At 67.7% G+C, this 26817-nt stretch carries 27 protein-coding genes; 18 read left to right on the forward strand and 9 right to left on the reverse strand.

Annotation, left to right across the window (positions count from 1 at the left end; all coding sequences use genetic code 11):
- Positions 1-28: 28 nt before the first annotated feature.
- From AB4Y91_RS08555 to AB4Y91_RS08585, 7 genes are all read left to right on the forward strand, one after another.
- On the forward strand, positions 29-865 hold the full coding sequence (locus AB4Y91_RS08555; RefSeq protein WP_441418059.1) for a GntR family transcriptional regulator: 837 nt from the start codon (positions 29-31) through the stop codon (positions 863-865).
- A 125-nt stretch (positions 866-990) separates the two neighbouring features.
- Positions 991-1575, forward strand: a complete 585-nt coding sequence (locus AB4Y91_RS08560) for a glucose-6-phosphate isomerase family protein (protein ID WP_441418060.1) — start codon at positions 991-993, stop codon at positions 1573-1575.
- Between the two features lie 18 nt (positions 1576-1593).
- On the forward strand, positions 1594-3096 hold the full coding sequence (xylB, locus tag AB4Y91_RS08565) for a xylulokinase (RefSeq protein ID WP_441418061.1): 1503 nt from the start codon (positions 1594-1596) through the stop codon (positions 3094-3096).
- Complete coding sequence (locus AB4Y91_RS08570; protein WP_441418062.1) at positions 3096-4064, forward strand: NAD(P)-dependent oxidoreductase; 969 nt, start codon at positions 3096-3098, stop codon at positions 4062-4064. The genes xylB and AB4Y91_RS08570 overlap by 1 nt, the downstream gene beginning before the upstream one ends.
- Complete coding sequence (locus AB4Y91_RS08575; protein ID WP_441418063.1) at positions 4064-4699, forward strand: bifunctional 4-hydroxy-2-oxoglutarate aldolase/2-dehydro-3-deoxy-phosphogluconate aldolase; 636 nt, start codon at positions 4064-4066, stop codon at positions 4697-4699. The genes AB4Y91_RS08570 and AB4Y91_RS08575 overlap by 1 nt, the downstream gene beginning before the upstream one ends.
- Positions 4696-5610, forward strand: a complete 915-nt coding sequence (locus AB4Y91_RS08580) for a shikimate dehydrogenase family protein (protein WP_441418064.1) — start codon at positions 4696-4698, stop codon at positions 5608-5610. Before AB4Y91_RS08575 ends, AB4Y91_RS08580 begins: the two co-directional genes overlap by 4 nt.
- Positions 5607-6602, forward strand: a complete 996-nt coding sequence (locus AB4Y91_RS08585; protein WP_441418065.1) for a phosphotriesterase family protein — start codon at positions 5607-5609, stop codon at positions 6600-6602. The genes AB4Y91_RS08580 and AB4Y91_RS08585 overlap by 4 nt, the downstream gene beginning before the upstream one ends.
- 116 nt (positions 6603-6718) lie before the next feature.
- On the opposite strand, the gene AB4Y91_RS08590 is transcribed toward AB4Y91_RS08585, so the two are convergent.
- From AB4Y91_RS08590 to AB4Y91_RS08600, 3 genes are all read right to left on the reverse strand, one after another.
- On the reverse strand, positions 6719-7702 hold the full coding sequence (locus tag AB4Y91_RS08590) for an ABC transporter substrate-binding protein (RefSeq protein WP_441418066.1): 984 nt from the start codon (positions 7700-7702) through the stop codon (positions 6719-6721).
- A gap of 154 nt (positions 7703-7856) precedes the next feature.
- Complete coding sequence (locus tag AB4Y91_RS08595) at positions 7857-8873, reverse strand: ABC transporter permease (protein WP_441418067.1); 1017 nt, start codon at positions 8871-8873, stop codon at positions 7857-7859.
- The gene (locus AB4Y91_RS08600; RefSeq protein WP_441418068.1) at positions 8870-10396 is read right to left on the reverse strand and encodes a sugar ABC transporter ATP-binding protein; all 1527 of its coding nucleotides are present in this window, start codon (positions 10394-10396) and stop codon (positions 8870-8872) included. Before AB4Y91_RS08600 ends, AB4Y91_RS08595 begins: the two co-directional genes overlap by 4 nt.
- 271 nt (positions 10397-10667) lie before the next feature.
- Between AB4Y91_RS08600 and AB4Y91_RS08605 the strand changes: the two genes are divergently transcribed.
- The 4 genes from AB4Y91_RS08605 to AB4Y91_RS08620 are packed head-to-tail and all read left to right on the forward strand — an operon-like array spanning position 10668 to position 13542.
- The gene (locus AB4Y91_RS08605; protein ID WP_441418069.1) at positions 10668-11465 is read left to right on the forward strand and encodes a sugar phosphate isomerase/epimerase family protein; all 798 of its coding nucleotides are present in this window, start codon (positions 10668-10670) and stop codon (positions 11463-11465) included.
- Between the two features lie 25 nt (positions 11466-11490).
- Positions 11491-12444, forward strand: coding sequence for a ribokinase (locus AB4Y91_RS08610; RefSeq protein ID WP_441418070.1), 954 nt, complete (start codon positions 11491-11493; stop codon positions 12442-12444).
- Between the two features lie 10 nt (positions 12445-12454).
- Entirely contained in the window at positions 12455-12874 is a 420-nt protein-coding gene (gene rbsD / locus AB4Y91_RS08615; protein ID WP_441418071.1) for a D-ribose pyranase, read from the forward strand.
- Positions 12875-12882: 8 nt separating this feature from the next.
- Positions 12883-13542, forward strand: coding sequence for a transaldolase family protein (locus tag AB4Y91_RS08620; RefSeq protein WP_441418072.1), 660 nt, complete (start codon positions 12883-12885; stop codon positions 13540-13542).
- On the opposite strand, the gene AB4Y91_RS08625 is transcribed toward AB4Y91_RS08620, so the two are convergent.
- Positions 13539-14234: a FadR/GntR family transcriptional regulator gene (locus AB4Y91_RS08625; RefSeq protein WP_441418073.1), complete on the reverse strand. Its 696-nt coding sequence runs from the start codon at positions 14232-14234 to the stop codon at positions 13539-13541. The genes AB4Y91_RS08620 and AB4Y91_RS08625 overlap by 4 nt on opposite strands.
- Before the next feature lie 73 nt (positions 14235-14307).
- On the opposite strand from AB4Y91_RS08625, the gene AB4Y91_RS08630 reads away from it, so the two are divergent.
- Positions 14308-15030 (forward strand): HAD family hydrolase, encoded by a 723-nt coding sequence (locus AB4Y91_RS08630; RefSeq protein WP_441418074.1) that lies wholly within the window; start codon positions 14308-14310, stop codon positions 15028-15030.
- A 19-nt stretch (positions 15031-15049) separates the two neighbouring features.
- Here AB4Y91_RS08630 and AB4Y91_RS08635 read toward each other — a convergent pair whose 3' ends face one another.
- The 5 genes from AB4Y91_RS08635 to AB4Y91_RS08655 form a co-directional block, all read right to left on the reverse strand.
- The gene (locus tag AB4Y91_RS08635; protein ID WP_441418075.1) at positions 15050-15355 is read right to left on the reverse strand and encodes a putative quinol monooxygenase; all 306 of its coding nucleotides are present in this window, start codon (positions 15353-15355) and stop codon (positions 15050-15052) included.
- Between the two features lie 128 nt (positions 15356-15483).
- Positions 15484-17820 (reverse strand): glycoside hydrolase family 65 protein, encoded by a 2337-nt coding sequence (locus tag AB4Y91_RS08640; RefSeq protein WP_441418076.1) that lies wholly within the window; start codon positions 17818-17820, stop codon positions 15484-15486.
- A 54-nt stretch (positions 17821-17874) separates the two neighbouring features.
- Positions 17875-18621 (reverse strand): HAD family hydrolase, encoded by a 747-nt coding sequence (locus AB4Y91_RS08645; RefSeq protein WP_441418077.1) that lies wholly within the window; start codon positions 18619-18621, stop codon positions 17875-17877.
- A 100-nt stretch (positions 18622-18721) separates the two neighbouring features.
- Positions 18722-19732 (reverse strand): LacI family DNA-binding transcriptional regulator, encoded by a 1011-nt coding sequence (locus tag AB4Y91_RS08650; RefSeq protein ID WP_441418078.1) that lies wholly within the window; start codon positions 19730-19732, stop codon positions 18722-18724.
- 184 nt (positions 19733-19916) lie between these two features.
- Positions 19917-20534: an alpha/beta hydrolase gene (locus tag AB4Y91_RS08655; protein WP_441418079.1), complete on the reverse strand. Its 618-nt coding sequence runs from the start codon at positions 20532-20534 to the stop codon at positions 19917-19919.
- A 405-nt stretch (positions 20535-20939) separates the two neighbouring features.
- Between AB4Y91_RS08655 and AB4Y91_RS08660 the strand changes: the two genes are divergently transcribed.
- The 6 genes from AB4Y91_RS08660 to AB4Y91_RS08685 all read left to right on the forward strand — a co-directional run bounded on the left by AB4Y91_RS08660 (position 20940) and on the right by AB4Y91_RS08685 (position 26817).
- Complete coding sequence (locus tag AB4Y91_RS08660) at positions 20940-21203, forward strand: DUF6458 family protein (protein ID WP_138767724.1); 264 nt, start codon at positions 20940-20942, stop codon at positions 21201-21203.
- A 676-nt stretch (positions 21204-21879) separates the two neighbouring features.
- The gene (locus AB4Y91_RS08665) at positions 21880-22692 is read left to right on the forward strand and encodes a DeoR/GlpR family DNA-binding transcription regulator (protein ID WP_441418080.1); all 813 of its coding nucleotides are present in this window, start codon (positions 21880-21882) and stop codon (positions 22690-22692) included.
- A complete protein-coding gene (locus tag AB4Y91_RS08670; protein ID WP_441418081.1) occupies positions 22689-23675 on the forward strand; it encodes a 1-phosphofructokinase family hexose kinase in 987 nt (328 codons plus the stop codon). Before AB4Y91_RS08665 ends, AB4Y91_RS08670 begins: the two co-directional genes overlap by 4 nt.
- 2 nt (positions 23676-23677) lie before the next feature.
- The gene (locus AB4Y91_RS08675; RefSeq protein WP_441418082.1) at positions 23678-25744 is read left to right on the forward strand and encodes a PTS fructose transporter subunit IIABC; all 2067 of its coding nucleotides are present in this window, start codon (positions 23678-23680) and stop codon (positions 25742-25744) included.
- Between the two features lie 59 nt (positions 25745-25803).
- Positions 25804-26082 (forward strand): HPr family phosphocarrier protein, encoded by a 279-nt coding sequence (locus tag AB4Y91_RS08680; RefSeq protein WP_138767728.1) that lies wholly within the window; start codon positions 25804-25806, stop codon positions 26080-26082.
- Positions 26083-26286: 204 nt separating this feature from the next.
- A complete protein-coding gene (locus AB4Y91_RS08685) occupies positions 26287-26817 on the forward strand; it encodes an SRPBCC family protein (protein WP_441418083.1) in 531 nt (176 codons plus the stop codon).

Raw genomic sequence — 26817 nt, forward strand, 5'->3', positions numbered from 1 at the left:
ACGCCGGATGCACAGAATGGCGCTTCCCATGACAAACCCCCCAGCCGCAGCCCCCGCGCACACCGCGGTGCCGAGCGACGCCTCCCCGGCCAAGATGGTCAAGGACGCATCGCTGCCGATGTACAAACAGCTGTGCGACCAGCTGATCCTGGAAATCTCAACCCGCAAGCTGGCACCGGGATACCGTCTCCCTGGCGAGCACGGGATGTGCGAACTGTACGGGGTTTCCCGCACCGTGGTCCGGCAGGCGCTCGGGCAGCTCGAACACGACGGCGTGATCGAACGGGTCAAGGGCAAGGGCACCTTCGTGGCCCCCCGCAAGGTCTCCGAAAGCCTGGTCCATACCCTGCGCGGCCTTTACGCGGACGTGGAATCCCGAGGCGGCAGCGTCTACAGCGATGTCCGCCGCCAGGAGCTGGTCCCGGCCGACGACACGGTGGCCGAGGCGCTCCGGATCCCAGCGGGCGAACCCGTCGTCGCCCTTGAGCGGCTCCGCTACGTTGAGGATTCCCCCTGGTCCCTCACCACGACCTACCTTCCCGGCGACATGGCCGAGATCGTGCTTGGGGCCGACCTCCGCAACCAGTCGCTGTACGCCTTGCTGGCCAGCAAGGGCATCCGGGCGCACCACGGCATTCGCTCGGTCGAGGCCACGGTGGCAAACAAGACGCAGGCCGAGGCGCTGGGCATCGTGAAGGGCGCCCCGCTGATGCAGCTGCGGAGCATCGTCTACGACGCGGCGGACCGGCCGCTGGAATTCTTCGTGGCCCACCACCGCGGAGACCAGAGCCGTTTTGAGGTGGTCATTGACGCCGCCTCGGCGGGCTCCGGCACGGCTGGCTTCCACCGGGTCACCACCGGCTGAACGCCCGGGCCGGGCAGGCCCGCGCCTCCTGACGATTCCCAAGGACCCACTGGGCATGTAACCTGTAATTACAGGTTGCCGCTTCGGCAACGGACCATTTGCTGATCCTCAGGAGACTTCTGCCCGTGAGCGAATTCATCACTCCCCCCGTTCCGCCCATGACCATCCGCTTCGACGCGCAGGCCGGCACTCTGTCGCCGCAAGGCCCGACGCTGGAACGCCGCATGTCGGACCTTGAAGGCCTGTTCGCGGACAAGGACGCTTGGAACGAGGCCGTCGCCAACGGCAACCCCGTGGTCTACTCCGTGGTTTCCACGCCGGTGCCGGAAGCGGACCGGGAACTCCCGCAGTCCATCACCACGATCCAGCCCGGCACCACCGCCGGGGAGTTCTGGATGACCAAGGGACACCAGCACCCGAACCACCAGGGCGAAATCTACCTGGGCATCTCCGGGCAGGGCGGGCTGCTGATGTTCGACGGCGAGAACACTTCCTGGGTTGACATGGCCCCCGGCGTGATCGGCTACATTCCGCCGGGCTGGGCGCACCGCAGTATCAACGTGGGCTCCGAGCCCTACAAGTTCCTCGCGGTCTACCCGGGCTGCGCGGGCCACGACTACGGCTGGGTCCTTGAACACGGCATGGGCCAGCGCGTCTACTCCGCGGACTCCGGCCACGAGTTCGCACCCTTCTTCGCAGCACAGGCCTAAGACGGAAGGACCGGTCCCATGATCATCGCTCACGATCTCGGCACGACGGGCAACAAGGCATCCCTGCACGAGGCTGACGGAACCCTCCTGCGGGCCGTCACCATTGGCTACGAGCCGCACTTCGCTGCCGGCGGCCGCGCCGAGCAGGACCCCGACGTCTGGTGGAACGCGGTGGTCCAGGCCACGCAAAAACTGCTGGCCGAGACCGGCGTCGATCCGTCATCGGTGCAGGGCCTGGTGGTCGGCGGGCAGATGATGGGGGCCGTACTCCTCGACGGCAACTACGCGCCGGTCCGGCCCGCCCTGATCTGGGCCGACCACCGGAGCGTCGCCCAGTCCGACGAACTGGCCGGGGCCTTCGACGAGCAGGAGGCCTACGCCATGCTCGGCCACCGGATCAACCCCACCTATTCGCTGAGCAAGGTCATGTGGGTCCGGGACAACGAGCCCGAGGTCTTCAGCCGGGTCCGCCACGTCTGCCTAGCCAAGGACTACGTGGTGCACCGTCTCACCGGGCGGCTCGCGACGGACCACTCCGACGCCTCCGCCACGAACGCCTACGACCAGACCACCGGAACCTGGTCCGAGCGGATGCTGACCGCCGCCCGGATCGATCCGGCGCTGTTTCCCGAAATCCTCAAGTCCACCGACGTCGTCGGTCCCCTCACCTCCGCCGCTGCGGCGGCCACGGGCCTGGGAACCTCGACGTCGGTGGTGATGGGCGGCGGTGACGGCCCGGTCGCGGCCGTAGGCGCCGGCGTCGTCTCCGAGGACGACCAGGCGTACGTCTACCTTGGCTCCTCCTCGTGGGTGCAGATCGTCACGGCCGCGCCGCTGATCGACCCGCTCCGCCGGACCATGACGTTCGACCATGTCATCGACGGGAAGTACGTCCCGACCGCGACCATGCAGGCCGGCGGCGCGTCCCTCCAGTGGGCCGTCGGACTGTTTTCCGACCGCGGCGAGAAGGACCGCTTTGATCGGCTCATTGCCGAAGCGGCCGGGGCAACTGCGAGCGAATCGGGACTGTACTTCCTGCCGCACCTGCTCGGCGAGCGCTCTCCCTATTGGAACCCCCAGGCCGCCGGCGCGTTCGTCGGCCTCGAGATGCACCACGGCCGTGCGAACATGATCCGCTCCGTCCTCGAGGGTGTGGCCTTCAACCTGGGAACGTGCGTCAACGCCTTCAACGACGCCGGGGCGGCCATCAGCCGGATCGACGCCATTGGCGGCGGTGCGGCCAGCGACACCTGGCTGCAGATCATGGCCGACGTCTGGGGCGTGACCGTCCGGCGCCGGAGCATCGTCGAAGAGGCCAACAGCCTCGGCGCCGCCGTGACCGCCAGCGTGGGACTCGGACTCGTGGACGACTTCAGCGTCGCCCGGGACCTGTCCCGGGTGACGGCCGAGTTCCAGCCCGACCGCGAAGCGCACGAGCGCTACACGGCCGCCCACGAGATATTCCTCGACGCCTACGGCCAGCTGGAACCGTGGTTCCCCACCCGCCGGGGGAAACACTGATGCCGGTCATCCTCGTCACCTCCCGCTCCTTCTCCTCCGGCGAACAAGACCTGGTCTCCCGCCTGGAAAGCCGCGGCCACACCGTTCGGCGTGGCCCCTCGGACCACTCGCTGGACGCCATCGGCGCCGATCTGGCGGTGGCGGACGGGTGGATCGCCGGAACCGGCGAGGTCACCGCGGCCCACCTGGACGCGGCGCCGCGGCTGAAAGTCCTGGCCCGCTACGGGGTGGGGTTCGAAGCCGTGGACGTCCGGGCCGCAGCCGAGCGGGGCGTGGTGGTCACGAACACCCCCGGCGCCAATTCCAATGCTGTCGCCGAGCATGCCCTGGCTCTCATGCTGTCCGTCCTGCGCACCGTTCCGGAGGGCGACCGCCGGGTGCGGAACCGGGACTGGTCGGTCACCCGGGGCCGCGAGCTGGGCTCGCTGACCGTGGGCCTGGTGGGCTTCGGCCGGATCGGGCAAATCGTGGCCCGCTTGCTCTCCGGATTCGGTTCCCCCGTGTACGCCTCGGACCCGTTCATGGGACCCGAGCTGATCAGGAGCCTCGGCGCCGAGCCCCTGGACCTGGCGGAAATGGCGGCCACCTGCGACGTGATCTCCCTGCACGCCCCGGGTGGCCAGCAGCTCATCGACGCGGCCTGGCTGGCCGCCGCTGCGAAACCGCTCGTCGTGGTCAACACCGCCCGACCGGAACTCGTGGATGAGGAGGCGGTCGCCGAGGCCCTGCGCACCGGAGTGCTCGCCGCCTTCGCCGCGGACACCCTGCGCGGAGACACGAGCGGGCAGGACTCCCCCGTGCTCGATCCGCAGCTCGCGGCCCGGGTGGTCATCACTCCGCACTTCGGGGCGCAGACCGTCCAGGCCGTCGACGGCATGGGGTCCATCGCCGTGGACAACCTGCTGGCCGTCCTGGAAGGGCGGACGCCGCCCAACCCCGTCAGCCCGACTCCTACGAAAGTGAACTAATGGCCGACCTCCTCAAACTCAGGCAGACCGGGATCCTCGCCGTCGTGCGGGCTCCCAGCACCGAGAGCGCCATCCGCGGCGCCGCCGCCCTGTTGGAAGGGGGTGTGACCGGACTGGAAATCACCTATTCCACCCCGGATGCCCCCGCCGTCATCCGCGCCCTGCGCGCCGAATACGGCGACAAGATCTACCTGGGCGCCGGCACCGTCCTCACCCGGGCCCAGGCCGAGGACGCCGTCGACGCCGGCGCGGAGTTCCTCGTCAGCCCCGGCACCGTCGCCGGGACCGTGACGGCAATGAAGGCCACCGGATCCCTCGTCATGGCCGGTGCCCTGACGCCCACCGAGGTTCTTACCGCAGTCGGCCTGGGTGCCGACGTCGTCAAGATCTTCCCCGCCTCCCTTGGCGGCCCCTCCTACTTCCGGGCGCTCCGCGGCCCGTTGCCGGACGTTCCCCTGATGCCCACCGGAGGGGTCACCCCCGGCAACATCGGTGACTGGTTCGACGCCGGAGCCGTCGCCGTCGGGGCCGGCGGCGACCTCTGCTCCACCGCAGACCTCGCTGCCGGACGCTACGACCTGGTCCGCGAGAAGGCCCTCAACTTCAGCGCCGCCTTGGAAAGGACGCTTGCATGAACGGCTACATGGGATTTGTCGGTGTGACCACCTCGGGGTCCTCGATCATGAAGATCTTTCCGCAGTGGGCCCGGATCCTCCAGCTGCCCACCGACCGGCTCACCGGCCACGACCTCCCCCTGGGGGCCAGCCGGGAACAGTACCGGGAGCTCGTCACCCGGATTCGCGACGACAAGGACCACCGCGGCGCCCTGGTCACAACCCACAAGATGGACCTTTACCAGGCCGCCCACGACCTTTTCGACGAGGTTGACGAGTTCGGCCGGCTCTGCGGCGAAATCTCCAGCATCTCCAAGCGGGACGGCCGTCTCATCGGCCACGCCAAGGACCCCATCACCGCGGGCCTGGCGCTCGAGGAATTCCTGCCGCCGGGCCACTTCAAGGAAACCGGCGCGCACGTTATCTGCCTGGGCGCCGGCGGCGCCGGAACCGCCCTGAGCTGGTACCTGGCCGGCCACACGGACGCGCCCGAGAAGATTGTCTGCACCGACACCAGCCCGGTCCGGCTCCAGCACCTGGCCGACGTCCACGCCCGGGGCCAGCTCCCCGCTGCCCTCTTCGAGTACCGGCTGGTCGAGGGCCCCGGGGACACCGCGCGGGTGATGGCCGAAGCCCCGGCGGGCAGCCTCGTGGTCAATGCCAGCGGCCTCGGCAAGGACCGGCCGGGATCGCCCCTCCCGGACGGCGTCGATTTTCCCCGCGACGCGATCGTGTGGGAGTTCAACTACCGCGGCTCCCTCGAGTTCCTGGCCCAGGCCCGGGAACAGGCGGAACGGCGCCAGCTGACCGTCGTAGACGGCTGGCGCTATTTCATCCACGGCTGGAGCCAGGTCATCGCCGAGGTGTTCGACGTCGAACTCACCGACCAGCTGCTGGACCAGCTGGCCGAAGCCGCGGCCAGCGCAAGATGACCTTTGTCCGCACCGTCCTCGGCGACATCGAACCGGCGTCGCTCGGACCGACGAACTACCACGAGCACCTGTTCCAGTCCTCTCCTCTGTTGCCCGGGGACGAGCTGGACGACGAGGCGCTGTCCGGCCGGGAAGCAGCCCTGCTGCGCGGCGCCGGCATGACGGCGATGGTGGAGGCGACCCCGCTCGGCCTGGGGCGCAATCCCGCGGCGGCGGCACGCATCGCCGCCGCCGCGGGGCTGCACATCGTCGCCACCACGGGTGCCCACCGGGAGGCGCACTACCCCGAAGGGCACTGGTTGCGCGGGGAGCGGGAAGAGAAACTTGCCCGGCGGTTCACCGTTGAGCTCACGGCAGGCTGCGGGTCACCCGACGAATCCGCAGCGCCATCGGCGGCCGTCTCCGGCCCGGAGGCCGGCGCTGCCGTCTCCGGCCCGGCGCCGGTGCGCGCTGGGTTGTTGAAGGCCGGGATCGGCTACTGGTCCATCACGGCCTTCGAACGCCGCGTGCTGGCGGCCGTGGCGGTGGCCCACGCCGTCACCGGCGCCCCGGTCATGGTCCACCTGGAGTTCTGCACAGCAGCCCACGAACTGCTCGACCTCCTGGCCGCCGCCGGCGTCCCGGAGTCCCGCGTGGTCCTGGCCCACGCCGACCGCAACCCCGACGCCGGGCTGCACCTCGAGCTGGCCTCCCGCGGCGCCTACCTGGGCTACGACGGCATGGCCCGGCCCAAGGGCCGCACGGACGCGGAGATCATCACCCTCGCCGAGCAGGTCATCGCCGGCGGCGGTGGAGGCCGCCTGCTGCTCGGCGGCGACGTCGCCCGGCGCACCCGGTACGTCTCCTATGGCGGGATGCCCGGCCTGGCCTACCTCTCCGAGCGCTTCGTTCCGCGGCTCGCGGACCGCGTCGGCGCTGCCGCGGTGGACCGGATCCTGGTGGGCAATGCCGCCCGGGTGCTGCAGTGGCGCACCGGCCCCGAGCCCGACTAGGCAACGCCGGTCCGCCGACCGGCCGCAGCACACACAGAGAGAGGCCCCGGAGAAATCCGGGGCCTCTCTTGTGTGTGCTGCCAGGTGCAGCGGCCGCTGCTTAGTGGTGGAGCAGCTTACTGGTAGAGGACAGCTGCGATCTTGGCGTCGTCCATGTTGTTCTTGTCGTACCAGTAGAACGGGGTGTCAGTGACCTTCGCCATGGACTTGCCCTTGGAGGCGTCAATCGCGGCCTGCACCGTGGCGGCACCCATGCCGATCGGATCCTGCGTGATGGCGCCGGCCATCAGACCGCTGCGGATCGCGTCGAGCTGGGCTTTGCCGGAGTCGAAGCCGATGACGGTGAGCTTGCCCGGCTTGAGGCCGAGTTCGGTGACGGCGTTGACGATGCCGACGGCCGAGCCCTCGTTGGTGCCGTAGAGGCCCTTGAGGTTCGGGTGGGCCTGGATCATCGCCTTGGCGATGTCCGCGGACTTCAGGTGGTCACCGTCGCCGTACTGGACGTCGACAACCTTGATGTCCGGGTACTTGGCCTTCATCTCGTTCAGGAAGCCGTCGCGGCGTTCCACACCGGTGCTGTTGATCTGGCTGTGGCCGACGACGGCGATCTCGCCGCTCTTGCCGATCAGTTCAGCCATGTGGTCGGCCGCCATGGCGCCGGCATCCATGCTGTTGGTCTTGGCCAGGTTCACCGGGTAGTCGCTCTTGCAGCCGGCGTCGAACTGGACCACGGGGATGTTGGCTGCCTTGGCCTGCTCAATCGCCGGGACACAGGCTTCCGGGTCCAGGGCGGCGTAGGCGATCGCCGTCGGCTTCTTGTCGATGGCCGCCTGGAGCATCTGCAGCTGCGAATCGACTTCGGTTTCGGCAGCCGGGCCCTCGAAGGTGATCTTGACGTTGAGTTCCTTGGCCTTATCCTCGGCACCCTTCTTCACAGCCTGCCAGAACTGGTGCTGGAAGCCCTTGGAAATCATGGCCACGTACGGGGTACCGCCATCGCCCCCGCCGCTGGGGGTCGCGCTGCCGGAGCCGCCGCAGGCGGTCAAGGAAAGAGCTGCGGCGAGGACGCCCGCCGCGAGGGTCTTTTTGCCGAGTTTCATGTAAATCTCCATCCAGTGAGCGGGCCGGCAACATTGCGGGCCCTTGACCATTGTTGTTGGTTTCGAACGTTAAGTACAGGTAGATACAAGTTATTTTTGGAACTAATTTTTCCGTGGCCCGGTCGCCGGCCTGGTGGGCTGCGGCGGGCCCCGCCTAGGCCTCCCGGCGGCGGCGCAGCGAGTCGGTGAACACGGCGACGAGGATCACGATGCCCACCACGACGGTCTGCCACTCGGTCTGCACCGACATGATGCGCAGGCCGTTGATCAGCACGCTCATGATGAGGGCGCCGATAAGGGTGCCGAGGACCGAGCCCCGGCCGCCGAGGAGGGAGGTTCCGCCAATGATGACCGCGGCGATGGCCTGCAGTTCGTAGCCGGATCCCAGCTGCGGCTGCGCGGAGTCGAGGCGGGCGGCGATGACGACGCCGGCCACGCCGGTGAAGATGCCCGCGACCGTGTAGACGAGGATCTTCCACTTGCCGGTGTTGACGCCGGAAATTTTGGTGGCTTCCTCGTTGCTGCCGATCGCGAAGATGTAGCGGCCCAGCAGGGTCTTGCCGAGCACCAGGTACGCCGCGATGCCGGTCAGGACCAGGATCAGGACGGCGTTGGGCAGGCCCGGGATGAGCTGGCCCAGGGCGATGTCCTTGAAACCCTGCACCTTGCTGAAGTAGATCGGCCGTACGCCGGAGAGGACCAGGGCAAGGCCCTGGGCGATCAGCATCATGGCCAGGGTGGCGATGAACGGCGGAAGCTTCAGGATGGAAACGTTCAGGCCGTTGATCAGGCCCATCAAGGCGCCCGTTGCGATGCCGCCCAGCACGCCAATGTACAGCGGGAGCTGCAGGTTCACCAGCAAAAGGCCCGTGACCACCGAGCACAGCGTCATGCCCGTTCCGATCGAGAGGTCGATTCCGGAGGTGATGATCACGAGTGTGGTGCCGAACGCCAGGATGCCGATCACCGCGGTGGACAGCAGGATTCCGGAGATGTTCGTCCAGGTGAAGAAGTTGCCGCTGGCCAGGGAGAAGAAGGCAAGCAGGACGATCAGGGTTCCGAAGGCCAGCGACTGCTGCAGCCGCTGGCGCAGGAAGGATCCCCTGGGTGATTCGCGCTTGACCGCGCCCGCGGGCGCCTCCGTGCGCGGTTCAGACTTTACTTCGCTCATTTTTCCGCTCCCTGCTGCTCCACACGTGTGGCGTAGTCCATGATTGTTGCTTGATCAGCACCGTCGCTGTCGATTTCCCCGGTGATGCGGCCTCCGGCCATGACCATGATCCGGTGGGACAGCCGGAGGACCTCCGGCAGTTCCGAGGAGATCATGATGATCGACTTGCCCCGCGCCACCAGGTCGTTGAGCAAGCGGTAGATTTCTTCCTTCGCACCGATGTCAATGCCGCGCGTCGGCTCATCGAAGATGAGGATGTCGCAGTCGCGGGCCAGCCATTTGGCGATGACGACCTTCTGCTGGTTGCCACCCGAGAGGTTCTTCGTGGTCGCAAACATCGACGGCGTCTTGATCCGGAGCGAGTCGATGTACTTCTGGGAGGTGCCCTTGCCCGAGCCCGACTTCATGAACCCAACGGGATTCGTGTAGTTGCCCAGCGAGGACAGCAGGATGTTGGTGTTCACGTCACGGTCCAGCAGCAGGCCCAGGCTCTTGCGGTCCTCGGACAGGTAGCCGATCCCGTGCTTGACGGCGTCGGCGGGCTGGCCGATCTTGACTTCCTTGCCGTTGACGAAGATCCGCCCCTCGGTCATCCGGTCCGCGCCGATGATGGCCCGGGCCAGTTCCGTCCGGCCCGCACCCATCAGTCCGGAGAATCCCAGGATCTCGCCGCGCCGCAGCTCGAAGCTGACGTCCTTGAGCAGTTTCCGGGTGCTGAGGTTTTCCACCCGCAGGACAACGTCGTCCACGTTGTCCCGGCGGACGTTCTCCGGTCGGGCGTTCTCGTCGATCTCCCGGCCGACCATCAGCTTGATCACTTCGTGCTGGCTGGCCGTGGCGGTATCCATGGTCGCGATGTATTTCCCGTCGCGCAGGATGGTGATGCGGTCGGTAATCCGCCTCAGCTCCTCCATCCGGTGGGAAATGTAGATCACGCCTACGCCGCGGTCGCGGAGGTCCCCGATCAGGCGGAACAGGGTCTCGGTCTCCGAGGTGGTGAGGGCCGACGTCGGCTCGTCCATAATGACGACCTTCGCGTCGAAGGACAGCGCCTTGGCGATCTCGACCATCTGCTGCTTCGCGACGGTGAGGTTCTCGACCAGGTCGGTCGGGGCGAATTCCTTGATCCCAAGCCGGCTTAGCAGTTCGGCGGTCTGCCGGTTCAGCTTCTTCTCGTCCAACAGAAGGCCGCCGAGACGCCTCGGCTCGCGGCCGATGTAAATGTTCTGGGCCACCGTGAGGTGGGACATCAGGTTCATTTCCTGATGGACGATGATGATGCCGAGTTCCTGGGCATGGCGCGGGCCGTCGATCTGGACCGGGACGCCTTCGAGGTAGATGGTCCCGGCATCCTTTTGGTAGATGCCGGAGAGGATCTTCATCAGGCTGGACTTTCCTGCGCCGTTCTCGCCGACGAGGGCGATAACCTCGCCTTTATGGACGTCGAAGTGGACATCACTCAGAGCCTGGACGCCGGGAAAGCTTTTGCTGATCCCTTCGACCTTCAGTAGTGGTTCACCCACTGTCTCACCTACTTCTTCGGAGATAACGCTGGTGCCTTGCGGCCGGTACTCGGTGGATTTCGGACGACGGCCGGCAACACTGCCGGCCTCAACTTGTATCTCGATGTATCTATCCTTGGTCCATAACTAGAGTAAGGTCAAATATGACCTAAAACACACCCTTTGGTCGGATGTTTAGAAATCGTTATGGGAGAAACATATGATGATTGGCTGCCACAGCCTAGTCTGGAACGGCTCGCTGGACCCGATTTCTTTCGCGGAGTCAGCACGAATGACGGCCGAAGCCGGCTTCGACTTACTGGAAATCCCGCTTATGGACCCATGGTCCTTCGACCCGAAGCAGGCCTCCCGCTCCCTCAAGGAACAAGGGCTGGCCGCCACCGCCTCGCTAGGTCTGACCGCGCAGACCGACCTCAGCAGCGAGGATCCGGCCGTGGTCGCAAGGGGCGAAGAGACCCTGAACAAGTGCCTGGAAATCGTGCACGATCTTGAGGCGGACTACCTGTGCGGCGTGATCTACAGCGCCATGCAGAAGTATTCCAGGCCCGCTACTGAAGCAGGCCGGCGCAACAGCGCCGATGCCTTGCGGCGGCTCGCGGAGCGCGCAGCAGTTCTCGGCATCCGCCTCGGCCTGGAAGTGGTGAATCGCTACGAAAGCAACTTGCTCAACACCGGCAGGCATGCCCTGGGGTTCATCGAGGAGATCGGCCACCCCAACGTCTACCTGCATCTGGACACGTACCACATGAACATCGAGGAGCCGGACCTGCTGAGCCCCGTGCTGGCGGCGGGCAACAAGCTGGGCTACGTGCACATCGGCGAGAGCCACCGCGGCTACCTCGGCTCCGGCAACGTGGACTTCGGCGCCTTCTTCCGCGGCCTCGCCCTCACCGGCTACGACGGCCCCGTGGTCTTCGAATCCTTCTCCTCCGCCGTGGTGGACGAACACCTGAGCAACACCCTGGGCGTCTGGCGCAACCTGTGGGACGATTCGGCGGACCTGGGCGCCCACGCCAACGACTTTATCCGGGGCCAGCTGGAGTCGGTCGCCTCCATCGCAAAGCACTAAACATCTGATCTATAAGGACTGACATATGACAAACCAGAGCGGAAACGGCCGACAAGGCGTCATCATCGTCGGCAGCATCACTGCGGACGTCACGACTTTTTCCAAAAGACTGCCAAAAAGAGGGGAAACCATCCTCGGCGAGGAGTTCACCCTGCTGCTGGGAGGCAAGGGAGCCAACCAGGCCGTCGCGAGCGGCCTCGCCGGCGCACCCTCCTTCATGGTGGGGTGCGTGGGCAACGACCTCTTCCGGCCGTTGGTCACGGGAGGGCTGGAGGACCACGGCGTCGACACCAGCGAGCTGCGTGTGGTCGAAGCTCCCACCGGAATCGCCCACATCAGGGTGGACGACTCCGGCGAAAACGACATTGTGATGGTGCCGCTCGCCAATGACCATCTGGGGCCGGAACAGATCACCGCCGCGATCACGCGGCTGGCGGCCAGGGCATCGGTACTGCTGACCCAGCTCGAGATCCCCCGGGAAGCGGCCGCGCACGCGGTCCGGGCAGCCCGGGCGGCCGGGCTGACGGTCATTCTGGACCCGGCGCCGGCCGCCGCGCTGGACCAGCAGACCTGGGCAAGCGTGGACTATGTGACCCCGAACGAGACGGAGGCGAGCCTGATCACCGGGATTCCGGTCACGGACCAGGCCAGCGCCATCCGCGCCGGAGAGTGGTTTCTGGCCCAGGGAACCGGCGGCGCCATCATCACTCTCGCCTCCGCCGGCGCGGTCCTGGTCACTGCCGACCGGCAGGCCGTCTTCGAGTCCTTCCCTGTCACGGCGGTGGACACCACGGCCGCCGGGGACGCGTTCTCCGGCTACCTTGGCGCCTCGCTTGCTGCCGGCCTGCCCATTGACGACGCGATCCGGCGCGCCATGGCTGCCGGGGCACTGGCCGTGACCAAGAAGGGGGCGTCACCCAGCCTTCCCTCCGCGGCAGACGTCGAGCTGTTCCTTTCCGACAACGTCCCGAGCTACTAGGAGTACCCGCATGAGAAAGAACCAAGGAATCCTGAACGGGCAGCTGTCGCGCATTGTTTCCGAGACCGGCCACACGGACACCCTGGTGGTCACCGACGCGGGCCTGCCCATCCCGGCCGGGGTCGAGCGCGTGGATCTGGCCTACTTCCCCTCCGAACCGCCGTTCCTCAAGGTCCTCGATGCCGTGCTGGCAGAGTTGGTGATCGAGGGTGCGACTCTGGCCGAAGAGCTCCGCGAGGCGAGTCCGGCGATGCTGGCGCAGATCCTGGAACGCCTCGAAACGGCGGGCGTCGTGCCGGAGTTCGTGCCGCACACCGAGTTCAAGGCGCAGACGTCCGGAGCCCGCGCGGCCGTACGTTCGGGCGAGTTCACTCCGTACGCAAACGTGATCCTGCACGCCGGTGTTGCCTACGGCCCGGGCAAGGACTAGGCGGGGCCATGCACTTCTACTTGGACACGGCCACGCGGGCCGAGGCCGAACCGCTCTTGCGCAGCGGCCTGTTCGCGGGACTGACCACGAACCCCAGCATCCTCGCCGGCGCGGGTGTGCTCAACCGACAGATTCCTGAGCTGGTCGACTGGGCCTCCGCGGCCGGCGCCGGCACGGTATTCGTCCAGTCCTGGGGTTCCACCCGGGCCGAGCTGGAGGACCGCGGCGACTGGATCCACTCGCTGGGCGACAACCTCGTGGTGAAGGTTCCCGCCACCGCAGAGGGCGTCGCGGCGGCCAGGGCGCTGGCGGACCGGGGTGTGCGGGTGCTGGTCACGGCCGTCTATGCGCGGGAGCAGGCGCTGCCCGCCATGGCTGCCGGCGCGGAGTTCCTGGCCCCGTACCTGGGCCGGATGAACGACGCCGGCCGGGACGGGGCCGGAGAGATCGCCGCCATCCAGCAGTGCATCACCGCCGGGGTCTCGCCGCTGAAACTCCTGGTGGCAAGCCTGCGGGAGACGGCCCAGATCTCGGCGCTGGCACGGCTGGGGGTCTCCCATTTCACCTTCGGACCGGCCACGTGGCATAAGTTCTTCGCGGACCCGCTGACGGCCGCCGCGGTGGAGGTTTTCGAAGCCGAATCCGCGCGGATGGAGGTGGGCGGCTAGGACCCGGGCCGTTCCGGTTTGGCCGGCAGGGAGCGCCTGAGCCAGTGTTCAACGCCGCTGACGTGGACGATCGTCAGCGCCCGGGCCAGGTCGGCATCGTGGTTCGCCAGCGCGTCCGCGATCGCCCGGTGTTCTGCGAGAGTCCGGGCGACGGCGTCCTGCTCCGTGAGGGCCCGCCACACCCGGGCGCGCACGGTGCGGCTGTTGAGCCCGGACAGCAGGCTCGCCAGATAGGAGTTGCCCGAGGCCTCGGCGATCAGCGCATGGAAGTTCAGGTCGTGTTCGACGAGGTTTTCCGCCGACTCGACGTCGACGTCGTCGATCTCCTTGTGCAGCAGCGCGAGCTGCTCCGGCGAGATCGCCTGCGCCGCGAGCGAGGCCGCCGAGGCTTCCAGGATCCGCCGTACCTCGAGTAGTTCCAGGACCGAGGAATCACGGCTGAGATCCACCATGAACGCCACGGATTCCTTCAGCAGGGCCGGCTCGAGGCTCGTGACATAGGTCCCGTCACCGCGTCTGACATCCAGTACCCTGATGGTTTCGAGGGCCTTCACGGCTTCCCGCAGGGAACTGCGGGAGAGCCCCAGCTTTTCACTCAGGTCATTTTCCGGAGGGAGTTTGTCTCCGGGCGACAACTCGCCGGTGAGAATCATGTCCTTGATTCTGGCGATCGCATCATCCGTTAGGGCCATTCGCCCAGCATAGTTCACCACCGGAACGGCCCGATGCCGCCAACCCGGACCGGTCACAGAGACAAGGAGCCGCGTGGAACCCATCCGCAGCCAGGGGATTGAACTCGAGGCGGTCTTCTGGGATCTCGACGGCACGCTGGTGGACACCGAGCGCCACTGGACCGCGGTACAGACGGAACTGGTCGAGAGCTTCGGTGGAACCTGGACAGAGTCCCAGGCGCTGTCGATCATGGGCCGGTCCCAGGCGGACTCGATCAAGGTCCTGCAACGCGCGGGAGTCCGCCTGTCCTTCGAAGAGATCGCCCGGCGGGTCATGGAAGGCGTCCGGGACCGCATCAGCGAAAGCGTTCATTGGCGTCCGGGTGCCGCGGAGCTGCTGGCCGGCCTCCGGGCGCACGGCGTGCCATGCGTGCTCGTGACCATGTCCCATCGCCACATCGTTGGCGACATCCTGAACCACTTTCCGGCCAACAGCTTCGAACTCGCGGTGACCGGGGACATGGTTACCCAGGGCAAGCCGCATCCCGAGGCCTACCAGACCGCGTTCCGCCACCTCGAACGCACCCGGCCGCGGCTCTCCCGCCGGAGGGTCGTCGCCATCGAGGACTCGCTGCCCGGAACCCGCGCGGCCCGGGCAGCCGGACTGCCGACGGTCGGTGTCCCGCACCTCGCGCCGTTGCCGGCCGCCGACGGACTGACGATCTGGCCCACCCTGGCAGGTCGCGGCGTCCCCGACCTGCATGCGGTCATCGCCGCCGCGGACCACGGCCGCGCCGAAGGCCCCCAAGGGTCGTAGCGCCTGGGGCCGGGAGCGCCTAGGGTTCGGTTGCCGCCACCGGGGTGAGCCAGCTGAGCTCCGAGCCGTCTTCCTCGATCAGGGCGCCAAGTTCGGCGTTGAAGGCCTTGCTGTGGTCCGCGGCGATGTGCGCCCGGAATGCCTCTTCGTCGCGGTAGATCTCATAGACAAAGTAGGCATTCGGATTTTCACGCCGCGTGTGCGGATCGAAGACAATGTTCCCGCTCTCCCCGCGAACCCTGGCAGTCAACTCAGCCATCATCTCCGCGACCCGGTCCTCGGACCCGGCCTTGACCGTAAATTCAGCATACAAAGCAACAGGCACTGGCATTCCTCTCCCTCGGTGGATCCGACTCTAGCCGTCCAGGCGGTCGGAGCGAAGCGTTGACGCGGTGGCGCAGGCACTCCCCCCGTAATGACTGCGCGCCGGACGGGCGCCGCGGCCGCTACCCGTTAGTTGACGGCGCGCACAACCGGGATCGACGCCGTCGCCGGCCCTGGGAACACGGTTGGCTCCGGGCTCACCACGGCGTGTAGCGGCACGGCCACCGGTTCACTGCCCACGGTGAACCGTTCTCCGCGCACGTCGACGTCCAGCGGCGCGCCCTCCCGGACGGTCAGCCGGAGCGCCGCGTGGTCCAACTCGACATGCAGAAGGCCGCCGCGGAGTTTCAGGTGGAAGGACAGGGAATCCCATTCGGCCGGCAGCCGGGGATCGAAGTACGGCACCTGGCCCTGGTCCCGGAGGCCGGCGAAGCCGCTGACCAGCGAGCTCCAGACCCCGCCGGTGGAGGCGATGTGCACGCCGTCGATCGTGTTGCCGTGGGTATCGTCCAGGTCGATGTACAGCGCGTGGATGAAGTGGTCCAGCGCGGCCTTGCCGTAACCGACCTCGGCGGCCATGATGCCCTGCACACAGGCGGACAGGGTGGAGTCGCCGGTGGTGATGGGGTCATAGAAGTCGAAGGCGCGGCGCTTTTCCTCCGCGGTGAAGTCCTGCCACTGCAGGAACATCGCCAGCACCGTGTCCGCCTGCTTGAGCACCTGGTGCCGGTAGATCACCAGCGGGTGGAAATTCAGCAGCAGCGGGTATTTGGACCGCGGCGTGTCCCAGTCCCACGGCTCCAGGGTCATAAAGTCGTTGTCCTGCGAGTAGACCTGAAGGTCCTCGTCGTAGGGCAGCTGCATCCGGTTCGCCGCCTGCTCCCAGACCTCACGCTCGGCGTCGTCGATGCCCGGGTGGTCCAGCGCCGCGGCGGCGCGCAGGTTAAAGCGGGCCATGACGTTGGTGTAGAGGTTGTCGTTGACGACGGCGGTGTACTCGTCCGGGCCGGTCACGCCATGGATGTGGAACAGCCCGTCCTTGCCGAAGAAGCCCAGTGAGGCCCACATCCGGGCGGTCTCGATGAGCAGATCGGAGCCGAGGGTCTCCTGGAACCCGGCGTCACCGCTGGCCCAGATGTAGCGGTTCGTGGCGAAGGCGACCGCGGCGGCGATGTGGAACTGCGCGGTGCCGGCGGCGTAGTAGGCGCTGGCTTCCAGGCCGTTGATGGTGCGCCACGGGAACAGGGCGCCGTCCACGCTGAGCTCCTTGGCGCGGACCCTGGCCTCAGGGAGCAGGTCGTGGCGGAACTCGAGGACCTGGCGGGCGTTGGCGGGGCTGGTGTAGGTCAGGTAGGGCAGCAGGTACACCTCCTGGTCCCAGAAGTAGTGCCCGTCGTAGCCGGAGCCGGACACGCCCTTGGCCGGAATGCCGGCCACGTCTGCACAGGCCGTGGCCTGGGCCAGCTGGAAAAGGTTCCAGCGGATGGCCTGCTGCAGCTCGGCCTGGCCGCCCACCACGATGTCGCTGGTGGTCCAGTAGTCGCGGTAATGCGCCACGCTCTGGGCAAAGATCTCGGCGACGGGCAACAGGGCCCGCTCGGCGGTGTCGGCGAGGTCTTCATCCGCGGCTGCGGCGCGTCCCACGGCGTAGGAGACGCTCTTCTCCAGCACGAACGGTGTATCCGCGCTGACGGCCAGGACGTAGCGGACGCTGCTGTCGTCCTGGTCCACCTGGGTGTCGAACGGCTGGACTCCGGCGGAGGTCCAGTGGTCCACGGCCATACCGAGCCGCTGCTTGGACTCGGCGGCCTCCCAGGAGAGCCGGAGCGAACCGTCGCCGCCGTCGAGCCTTACCGGGAGCAGCACGCGGCCGGCGTGCCGGCCGGCGCGGCGCGGGTCATGCGCCGAGTGGTCCTCTACCGGCTGGTCCTGCCGGTTCACCACGGCGGAGGTCACGTCCGCGGAGATGTCCCGGTCCGCCGCAACTTCCAGCGAGATGCCGAGGGCGCCGCGCGCCTGGTACCCCACCGCGCGGCGTTCCGTGGTGGTCACGGTGGCGCCGGAACGGCACTGCCAGGTAATCCGGCATTCGTAGATGCCGGTGGCGAAGTCCACGCTGCGCCGGTAGTCAAGCACCGTGGATTCCTCAAGCGTGAGCATCTCGCCGTCGATGACCACGACGAAGTTGTTGGCATCCGGAACGTAAAGGATGCGCTGGCCGGTGCGGGCGAAGCCATAGGCATTTTCCGCGTGCTTGATGTCCCAGATCTCGTGGAAGCCGTTGATGAAGCTGCCCGGAAGCTCGGCGTCGGCGGCCGCCCAGTGGGCGCCCCGGATGCCGAGGTGGCCGTTGCCGAGGCTGAAGAGCGTCTCCAGCGTTCCGGCATTGCCCGGCAGGTGGACGGTTTCCACGAGCTGCCAGGGGTCATTGGGGAACCTGGCGCGGTCCGAGGTGATGAGAGCCATGGTTGGGGTCCTTTGGCGGTGACGGTTGTGCGGGTGGGTGGTGGCGGCGGCCGGCTAGAGCAGTTCGGCCAGATCGTTGACCACGATCGTGGCGCCGGCGTCGAGCAGGGTCTTCCGGCCCGCTCCGCGGTCCACGCCGATGACCGAGTGGAAGCTCCCCGCGCTTCCAGCCTGGACACCGGAGACGGCGTCTTCGACGACGACGCACTCTTCACTGGGAAGTCCCAGCAGCCGTGCGGCGTACTGGTAGGTGGCCGGGCTTGGCTTGCCCGGCAGTCCCTCCGACACCGCGACGACGCCGTCCACCACCACCGGGAAATAGTCCGAGAGCCCGGCGGCCTTCAGCACCGGGACGGCATTGCGGGAGGAGGAGACGACGGCGAGCTTGAGTCCGCGCTTGAGCGCGGCGTCGATGAAGCGGACGGAGCCCTCGAAGGGCTGCACGCCGCCGGCGGCCACGATGTCGTTGAACACCTTGTTCTTGCGGTTGCCGAGGCCGTGCACGGTGTCGTGCGCCGGATCGTCGTCGGCGGGGCCTTCCGGCAGCACGATGTTCCGCGAAGCCAGGAAGTCGCGGACGCCGTCGAAGCGGGGCTTGCCGTCGATGTGGTCGAAGTAGTCGCTCTCGCGGTAGCCCGGGGCCTCCGGCACGCTCTTGAGGAAGCCGTCGAAGAGTTCCTGCCAGGCACGCTCGTGCACCACCGCGGTGGGGGTCAGGACGCCGTCGAGGTCGAACAGGATGGCGGAGGCGCCGGCGAGCACGTCTGCCGGTGCGCCGGCGGCGTTGGAGGTCTCAGTCATGGGGCGAATGTCCTTTCAGACGGTGGCGGGGAAAGTCTTGGAAAAGAAAGTTGGCGGGCCGCCCGCCGGTACGGGGCGTGCCTGCGGGCGTTGGCCGGCATCAGCGTCGGCGGCGGGTGCTCCTGCGCTCGACCAGCTTGGTCTCCAGCAGGTGCGTGGCGGGGGGATTCGGAAGCCCGGAGCGGTGGAGTCTTTCGATCAGCAGGTTGGCGGCGAACGCGCCCTGGTCGGCGACCGGCTGGGCCATCGTGGTGAGCCCGAGGAACCAGCTCATCTGATGATCGTCTATCCCAATGATGGAGACGTTTTTGGGCGCTGACAAACCGAGGTCCCGCAGGGCCATCAGCGCTCCGAACGCGGTCTCGTCGCAGCCGGCGAAAACGGCGGACGGCATCCTGCGGTTCTCGATCAGTTCGGTCATGGCCCGTCGTCCGCCCTCGATGCTGGATCCGGCGTCCAGCACCAGGTCGGGATCAACGGTCAGTTCGTGTTCGGCGAGGGCCATCTCGAAGCCGCGCCGCCGCGCGTCCGCGGTGACCACGGAGCGCTCCCCCGGCTCGCGACCGGCCAGCATCGCCAGGTCCCAGTGGCCTAACCCGAGCAGGTGGCCCGTGGCTTGCCGGGCGGCCCCTTCATTGTCGATTCCCACGTTGTCCCACGGGACGCCGTGCATGCCCACGCTCGCGACGGCGAGGCCGGAGGCTTCGACGGCGGCGATTTCGCCGCCGTCGAGGGCAACGTTCAGCAGCAGGACCCCGTCCACCCGCTGGGCCAGTCCGGCCAGGTCGCCGAAGAGCTTGCGCTGCACGCTGGGCCGGTTGCGGAGGCTGATCAGCACGGTGTCGTAGCCGCTGTCGGCGAGGACTTCCTCCGCAGCCTCGACGGCCTGGGCGAAGAACCAGGCCGTCGCGGTGGGGACGATGATCGCCACTGCGCCAGTGGTTCCGCCGGCCAGGCGCGAGGCCGCGGACGATGCCTTGTAGCCGAGCTTGGCGGCCGCGTCGGCGACTTTTGCCTGGGCCTTTTCGGACACGTTGGGGAGGTGCCGGAGAGCCCGGGAAACGGTGCAAATGGAGAGCCCGGAGAGGGCTGCGACGTCCTGGATGGTCACGCGTGGAGCCTTAGCCATGCGACACGGGCCTGGACCTTTCTTCCCCCTGCAGTAGTGGGCCGATCAAATTGGCCAAAGTTGAGTGTAAACGCTTATAAATTCGGCGCGCAAGTGGCGGCGGTTTTCCATCGAATGGAATTGCCAGAGGGTACGGAATCCGGCTCCTGAAGGTACGGAGTCCGGCTCAGCGCAGCACGTAGTGGCGCAGGAACGCGCCGACATCCACGAGTTCCGCCCGGGAGATCGCGTGGCCCATACCGGGATAGCTGCGCGCCGTGAGTTGGGTGTTGCGGTGCAGCCATTCCTCGGTGTGTGCCGTGGCGGCGTCGTTGATCACGGGATCCGCTTTGTCGCGCCCCCAAAAGAACGGCGGCCTCGCGTCGAAAGACTCGCTCATGGCCAGCAGTTCGTTGTCCAGCACGAAGCCCGACAGCCCGACGACGGCACGGAACCCCTCCGGCCGCAACCTCAGCAGGGTGCTCGCCATGGCCATGCCCTGGGAGAAGCCGAGCAGGCTGACGCTGCTGTGCCGCCCCTTGACGGCGTCGATCCAGCTGAAGACCGAGTTCGTGGCGCTGATGACGTCCGCGAAGTCGTGGGTGAGGAAGTAGTCCAGCAGGAACCAGCCGTAGTCATCGCCGATCACCTTCGGCCCGCGCAGGGCGGCGCAGGTGAAGTCGGGCGGCAGGCTGGCAAACAGGTCCGCCATCCGGGTCTCGTCCGTGCCGTAGCCGTGCAACATCACCAGCAGCGGCGTGCCAGCGCGCTCCGGCTCCGGCCTGGACCAGACAACAGTATTCATGGGGCCAGCCTAGCCAGCCCGGCCGGTGGTGCCGCTTGGCGCCACGGCGTCCGCTCCCCGTGTCCTTGCGCCGGCCCCTGCGCCGGCCCCTGCACCGGTTACCGCGCCGGTTACCGCGCCGGTTACCGGTCCTTGCGCCGGACCCTGCCACGGTTTGCGCTACGGCCCGGGAATTCCGCTACGGATTCGGACAGCTGCACCCCGGATCCGCGCCGCGCTTGCCCGGAGTTGACGCCCTTGTCCGAAAACGCCGCGGAAATGGCCCGATATGGCCCCTCACCTGCGGATTTCCCCGGCGGGGCGCGGCCAAAATCGTTGAAAGGACACGTACCGGGCTGTAGCGTGACGCTGGACAGCATGCTTAGCAATACCTATCGGTCCCACCCGGACAACAAGGAGCAAGTCATGAGAATCGGTTCCTCCATCTTCCTTATCGCCATCGGCGCCATCCTGGCCTGGGCCATCGCGCCCGGCCTGATCCCCAACGTGGACCAGACCATGATCGGTTACATCCTGATGGTGGTCGGCGTCATCGGGCTGGTCGCGTCCCTGATCCTGGCCTCCCCCGGCCGCAGCCGCACCCGCCGTGTCAGCGAGACCCGTTCCGTCGTCGACCCCAACACCGGCGAGACCATCACCCGCAATGAAAGCCGCGACGCCGGCATCTGATCCCCCGGCGCTGCGACGCGCCACCCAACTGACCCGGACGCCGGGCCGGACCTCACAGGTCGGGCCCGGCGTCGGGCGTTTAAGCTGCGGGCCCGGGGAGCTTCCCACGCCCGTCTGGCACGGCCCCGCGTCCGGACATGCCCAACGTCGGGCTTGTCCAATGGACATAGACCTGAACTGTCCACACCCCGGGCCGAGCAATGGACATGCTCCGCCGGGCAAGCGCAGTCCGGACATGCCCACCCCCGGGGTGGTCAATGGACATAGACCCGAAGTGCCCATTCCCGGACCCAGGGAATGGACATGTCCCCCGCTCTTGGTCCGCAGGAAATGGACATGTCCAACGGCTGCGGGGAACGAAGTCCGGACATGCCCAGCCTCGGACGCGGCCAACGGACATGATCCCGAAATGCCCATGCGTCGGCCCGGGGAATGGGCATGTCCCCAACTCCCGGGTGCGAAGAATGGGCATGTCCCCTTCAGGGCACAGGGGCTGGGCATGTCCCCGGGCCCTCCGACACCCTCGTCTGCGTTCATGTGGTTTTTCGTTGACAAAGCCACATGAACAAAGATAAAGTCAATCAATTCCACTTCATGTGATGGGGGTCACCGAAGCAGCCGGAAGCCGCAGCACAGGAAATAGCAGCACTCGAGTAAATGTCGCAATGGAGGGCTCGTGTTCGCCGAGGAACGCCAACAACTGATCGTGGAGCTCGTCGCCGCCAGCGGCCGGGCCAGTGTCACCGACCTCGCCGAGCGCTTCAGCATCACCACGGAAACCGTCCGCCGCGACCTGGCCGCCCTTGAGATCGCCGGCACGGTCCGCCGGGTCCACGGCGGCGCTGTCTCCCCCGAGCGCATCAGCACCACGGAAGAGAGCATCCTCGAGCGCACCGTGCAGCGGCAGCCCGAGAAGACCCGGATCGCGGAGGCGGCCCTGGCCCTCATCCCGCGGGGCCGGTCCGGCAGCATCCTGATCGACGCCGGCTCCACCACCGAGGCCCTCGCGGAGCTGCTCGCTGCCCGCACGGCCGCCGCCGGAGCCGCGGCCCCCGGAACCGCGGCCGACGCCGAACTGGTGGTCATCACCCATGCACTGCCCATCGCGGCGAGGCTGTCCGGCGAACCCGGCATCGCCCTGCACCTGCTCGGCGGCAAGGTCCGCGGCCTGACCCAGGCCGCCGTCGGCCAGTCCACTGTCGAAGCTGCCGGGCGGATAAGGCCCGACATCGCGTTCATCGGCACCAACGGTATTTCCGCGGCCTTCGGGCTGAGCACTCCCGATCCTGAAGAAGCTGCCGTCAAGGCCGCCTTCGTCCATTCAGCGCGCCGCATTGTGGTGCTGGCTGATACCTCCAAGCTGGATGCAGAGACGCTGGTCCAGTTCGCCTCCTTGAAAGATCTGGACACCGTGATCACAGACACGAAACCCAGCCCGGCCCTCGCCGAAGCCCTCGCGGACGCCGGAGTGGAGGTGGTGGTCGCATGATCGTCACCCTCACGGCCAACCCCAGCCTGGACCGCACCGTGGCGCTGCCCGGCCCGCTGCTCCGCGGCGAAGTGCAGCGCGCCATTTCCGTCCGGCAGGAGTCCGGCGGCAAGGGAGTCAATGTCTCCCGGGCACTCGTCGCCTCCGGCCTGCAAACCCTTGCCGTGCTGCCGGGAGCGGCTGCGGACCCGGTGCTCGCCGGCCTGCGCGACAGCGAGGTACCGTTCGCCGCCCTGCCCATCGGCGAGCCGCTGCGCAGCAACGTGGCGCTCACCGAGCCCGGCGGCGTCACCACCAAGATCAACGAGCCCGGTCCGGCGCTGAACGGGGAACAGCAGGAGGCGCTGATCGGGCTGCTGCTGGATTCCTCCCGCGGCGCCAGCTGGGTCGTCTTGGCCGGCTCGCTCCCCCCGGGAGTCCCGGTCGACTTCTACGCCACCGTTACCCGGCGGCTGCGGTCCCTGCACGACGGCACCGAGGCACCCCTCATCGCCGTCGACTCCTCCGGCGAACCGCTCGCCGCCGCGATCTCCGGGGACGCCCTGGGGAAACCGGATCTGCTCAAACCCAACGCCGAGGAACTGGCGGAACTGGCTGCCGCGGCCGGGTTCGCCACGGATAAGTCCGCCGAGGAACTCGAGGGTGATCCGGAGGCTGCCGCGGCAGCCGCCGCCGCCGTCGTGCGTTCCGGAGTGGGTGCCGTACTCGCCACCCTCGGTTCCAAGGGTGCGGTGCTTGTGACGGCCGACGGCGCATGGCTGGCCACGCACCCGCCGGTCAAGGCGGTCAGCACGGTCGGCGCCGGCGATTCCTCGCTTGCCGGCTACCTGCTCGCCTCCAGCCAGGGCGCCGCCCCGGCCGATTGCCTGCGTCAGGCGGTGGCCCATGGTGCCGCCGCTGCCTCGCTGCCCGGCTCCACCGTCCCGGCAGTGCATCAAACAACCCCCGCCGCCGTAACCATCACGGCCCTGAAGAAGGATTGACAGTGACCCAGCTCATTACTACCGAACTGGTCGAGCTCGACCAGAATCTAGGCACTACGCCCGAGGACGTGATCCGGCACCTGGCAGGCAGAGTTGCCGCCAACGGACGCGCCACCGAAGTCGAAGGGCTTTTCACGGACGCCTTCGCCCGCGAATCCAAGACCGCCACGGGGGTGCCGGGCGGCATCGCGATCCCGCACTGCCGCTCGACGGCGGTCACGGAAGCGACGCTGGCCATGGCACGGCTGTCCCAGCCGGTCGATTTCGGCGCCAAGGACGGTCCGGCCGACCTGATCTTCTTCATCGCGGCCCCGGAAGGCGCGGACCAGGAGCACCTCAAGCTCCTGTCCAAGCTGGCCCGGTCCCTGATCAAGAAGGACTTCACCGCAGCGCTGCGGGCAGCCGCCACGCAGGGCGAGGTCGTGGAGCTTGTCGAGGGCGCGCTGGCGGACAAGCCCGCCAGCCACGCCGCCGACGTCCCGGCCGACACTGCCGCTCCGGCAGCGGCCGGCTCAACCGCGGCAGCGCCGGCGGCCCCCGGGACTCCCCGCACCAAGCGCCTCGTCGCCGTCACGGCGTGCCCCACCGGCATCGCCCACACCTACATGGCCGCCGACTCGCTCGTGGCTGCGGCCAAGGAAGTCGGCATCGACCTGCAGGTGGAGACGCAGGGTTCCTCGGGCGCGAAGGCCCTCGACCCGGCCGTGATCGCCGCGGCCGACGCCGTCATCTTCGCCGTCGACGTCGACGTCCGCGGCAAGGAGCGTTTCGCCGGCAAGCCGGTCATCAACGCCCCGGTCAAGCGTGGCATCGACGAGCCGGACAAGATGGTCCAGGAAGCCCTCGCCGCGGCCGACAACCCCAACGCCCGGCGCGTGCCGCACTTCGGCGCCGAGGAACAGGCCCAGCACGAGGCCGAGGAAAAGGGCGAGCACATCGGCCAGAAGCTCAAGAAAGCCCTGCTCACCGGCGTCAGCTACATGATCCCGTTCGTGGCCGGCGGCGGCCTGCTGATCGCCCTCGGCTTCCTGATGGGCGGCTACCTGATCACGAAGTACGCGGACACGATCGTGGTGCAGAACAGCCTGTTCAACCTGCCAACCGAGTTCCCGGACAACGCCTGGGGCCCGCTTGGCGCCTACATCGGGGCCGTGCTGTTCAAGATCGGCGCGCTGTCGCTGGGCTTCCTGGTCCCGGCCCTGGCCGGCTACATCGCCTACGCCATCGCCGACCGCCCGGGCATCGCACCGGGCTTCGTCTCCGGTGCCGTGGCCGGGTTCATGGGGGCCGGCTTCCTCGGCGGTATCGTCGGCGGCCTGCTCGCCGGCTACATCGCCCTCGTGATCGGCCGCTTGCAGGTGCCCCGCTGGCTGCGCGGCCTGATGCCGGTGGTTATCATCCCGCTGCTGGCCTCGATCGTCGCCTCCGGACTGATGTTCCTGATCCTCGGCGGCCCGATCGTCGCCATCACCAAGGGCCTGAACACCTGGCTCTCGGGCCTGACCGGCGCCGGCGCGATCGCCCTCGGCGTGATCCTCGGACTCATGATGTGCTTCGACCTCGGCGGCCCCGTCAACAAGGTTGCCTACTCCTTCGCCGTCGCCGGGCTGGGCGCCGCATCGCTGGATAACCAGGCGCCGTGGCAGATCATGGCGGCCGTAATGGCCTCCGGCATGGTGCCGCCGCTGGCCATGGCCCTCGCTTCCACCGTCCTGAACAAGAAGCTCTTCAGCCTCGCCGAACAGGAAAACGGAAAGGCGGCCTGGCTGCTCGGGGCGTCGTTCATCTCGGAAGGGGCCATCCCCTTCGCCGCAGCAGACCCGCTGCGCGTCATCCCCGCCAGCATGGTGGGCGGCGCGGTGACCGGCGCCATTTCGATGGCGGCCGGCGTCGGCTCGAAGGCACCGCACGGCGGCATCTTCGTTTTCTTCGCGATCGACAACTTCCTGATGTTTGTCGTCTCGATCGCAGTCGGCACGGTGGTCACCGCGCTGTCCGTGATCGCACTCAAGCGCTGGGCAGTCAAGAAGACCGTTGATACGGTTGAACCGGTTCCCGTAACCGTCTGAGCCGGTCCACCACAGACCTTCCCAAGCTGATAATCCAAAGCTGAATCCAAGGAGCAGAAATGACCGAACGTAACGCCACCATTGCCAGCCGCGTAGGGCTGCATGCCCGCCCGGCCGCCATCTTTGCCGAGGCTGCAGGCGAGTTCGATCTCGAAATCACCATCGCCCGGCTCGGCGAACCGGAGGACGAGGCCATGGACGCCGCCAGCATCCTGTCCCTGATGAGCCTGGGCGCATCGCACGGCGAGGTTGTGGTGTTGCGTGCCGAGGGCGACGGCGCCGACGCCGCCCTGGACCGCCTCGTCCAGATCCTCGAGACGGACCACGACGCCGAATAGCGCCAGCAGCGCGGACGGCGGCCCGGCAGCACCCACGGGGTGGTGCCGGGCCGCCGTCGTTTCCGGGCGCACCCGCGCCGGAAACGCTTCATAAGGGGCCTTAGTAGATGCTTGTTTTCCCCGGCGGGCGTCGATAGCTTGGGAATCGTGGTTGCCGCCCCGGGCAGCCCCCAGGACCAGCTCCCGGCCTCAAGGAGACGAACCATGGCAAGCGTGCAAGAGAGCATTGACGTCGACGTCCCCGTGTCGACCGCATACAACCAGTGGACCCAGTTCGAGACCTTCCCGGAATTCATGAAGGGCGTCGAGGCGGTGGAGCAGATCGACGAGACCTCGCTCCAGTTCCGGACCGACATCGCCGGGGTGCGGCGCGACTACCTCGCCCAGATCACCGCGCAGACCCCGGACCGCAGGATCGCCTGGGTCAGCCAGGACAAACCGCGCAATGCGGGCACCGTCACCTTTGAATCCCTCGGCGCCGAGCGCGCCCGCGTCAGCGTCGAACTTGAGTGGGAGCCCGAGGGCGTGGTGGAGAAGACCGGCTCCGCGCTGGGTGCGGACAGCCGCCAGGTCAGCGCCGACCTCGGCCGTTTCAAGGAGTTCATCGAGTCCCGCGGCATCGAGACCGGCGAATGGCGCTCCTCCGTGGACCGCGGCGAGGTCGACGACGTCGTCCCCGCCGATGCTGTTGTCCCGGCCGATCCGGCTGATACTGCCGACGGCGGGCCGCGGTAG

The organism is Arthrobacter sp. YAF16 (assembly GCF_052113385.1).
GTDB lineage: Bacteria > Actinomycetota > Actinomycetes > Actinomycetales > Micrococcaceae > Arthrobacter.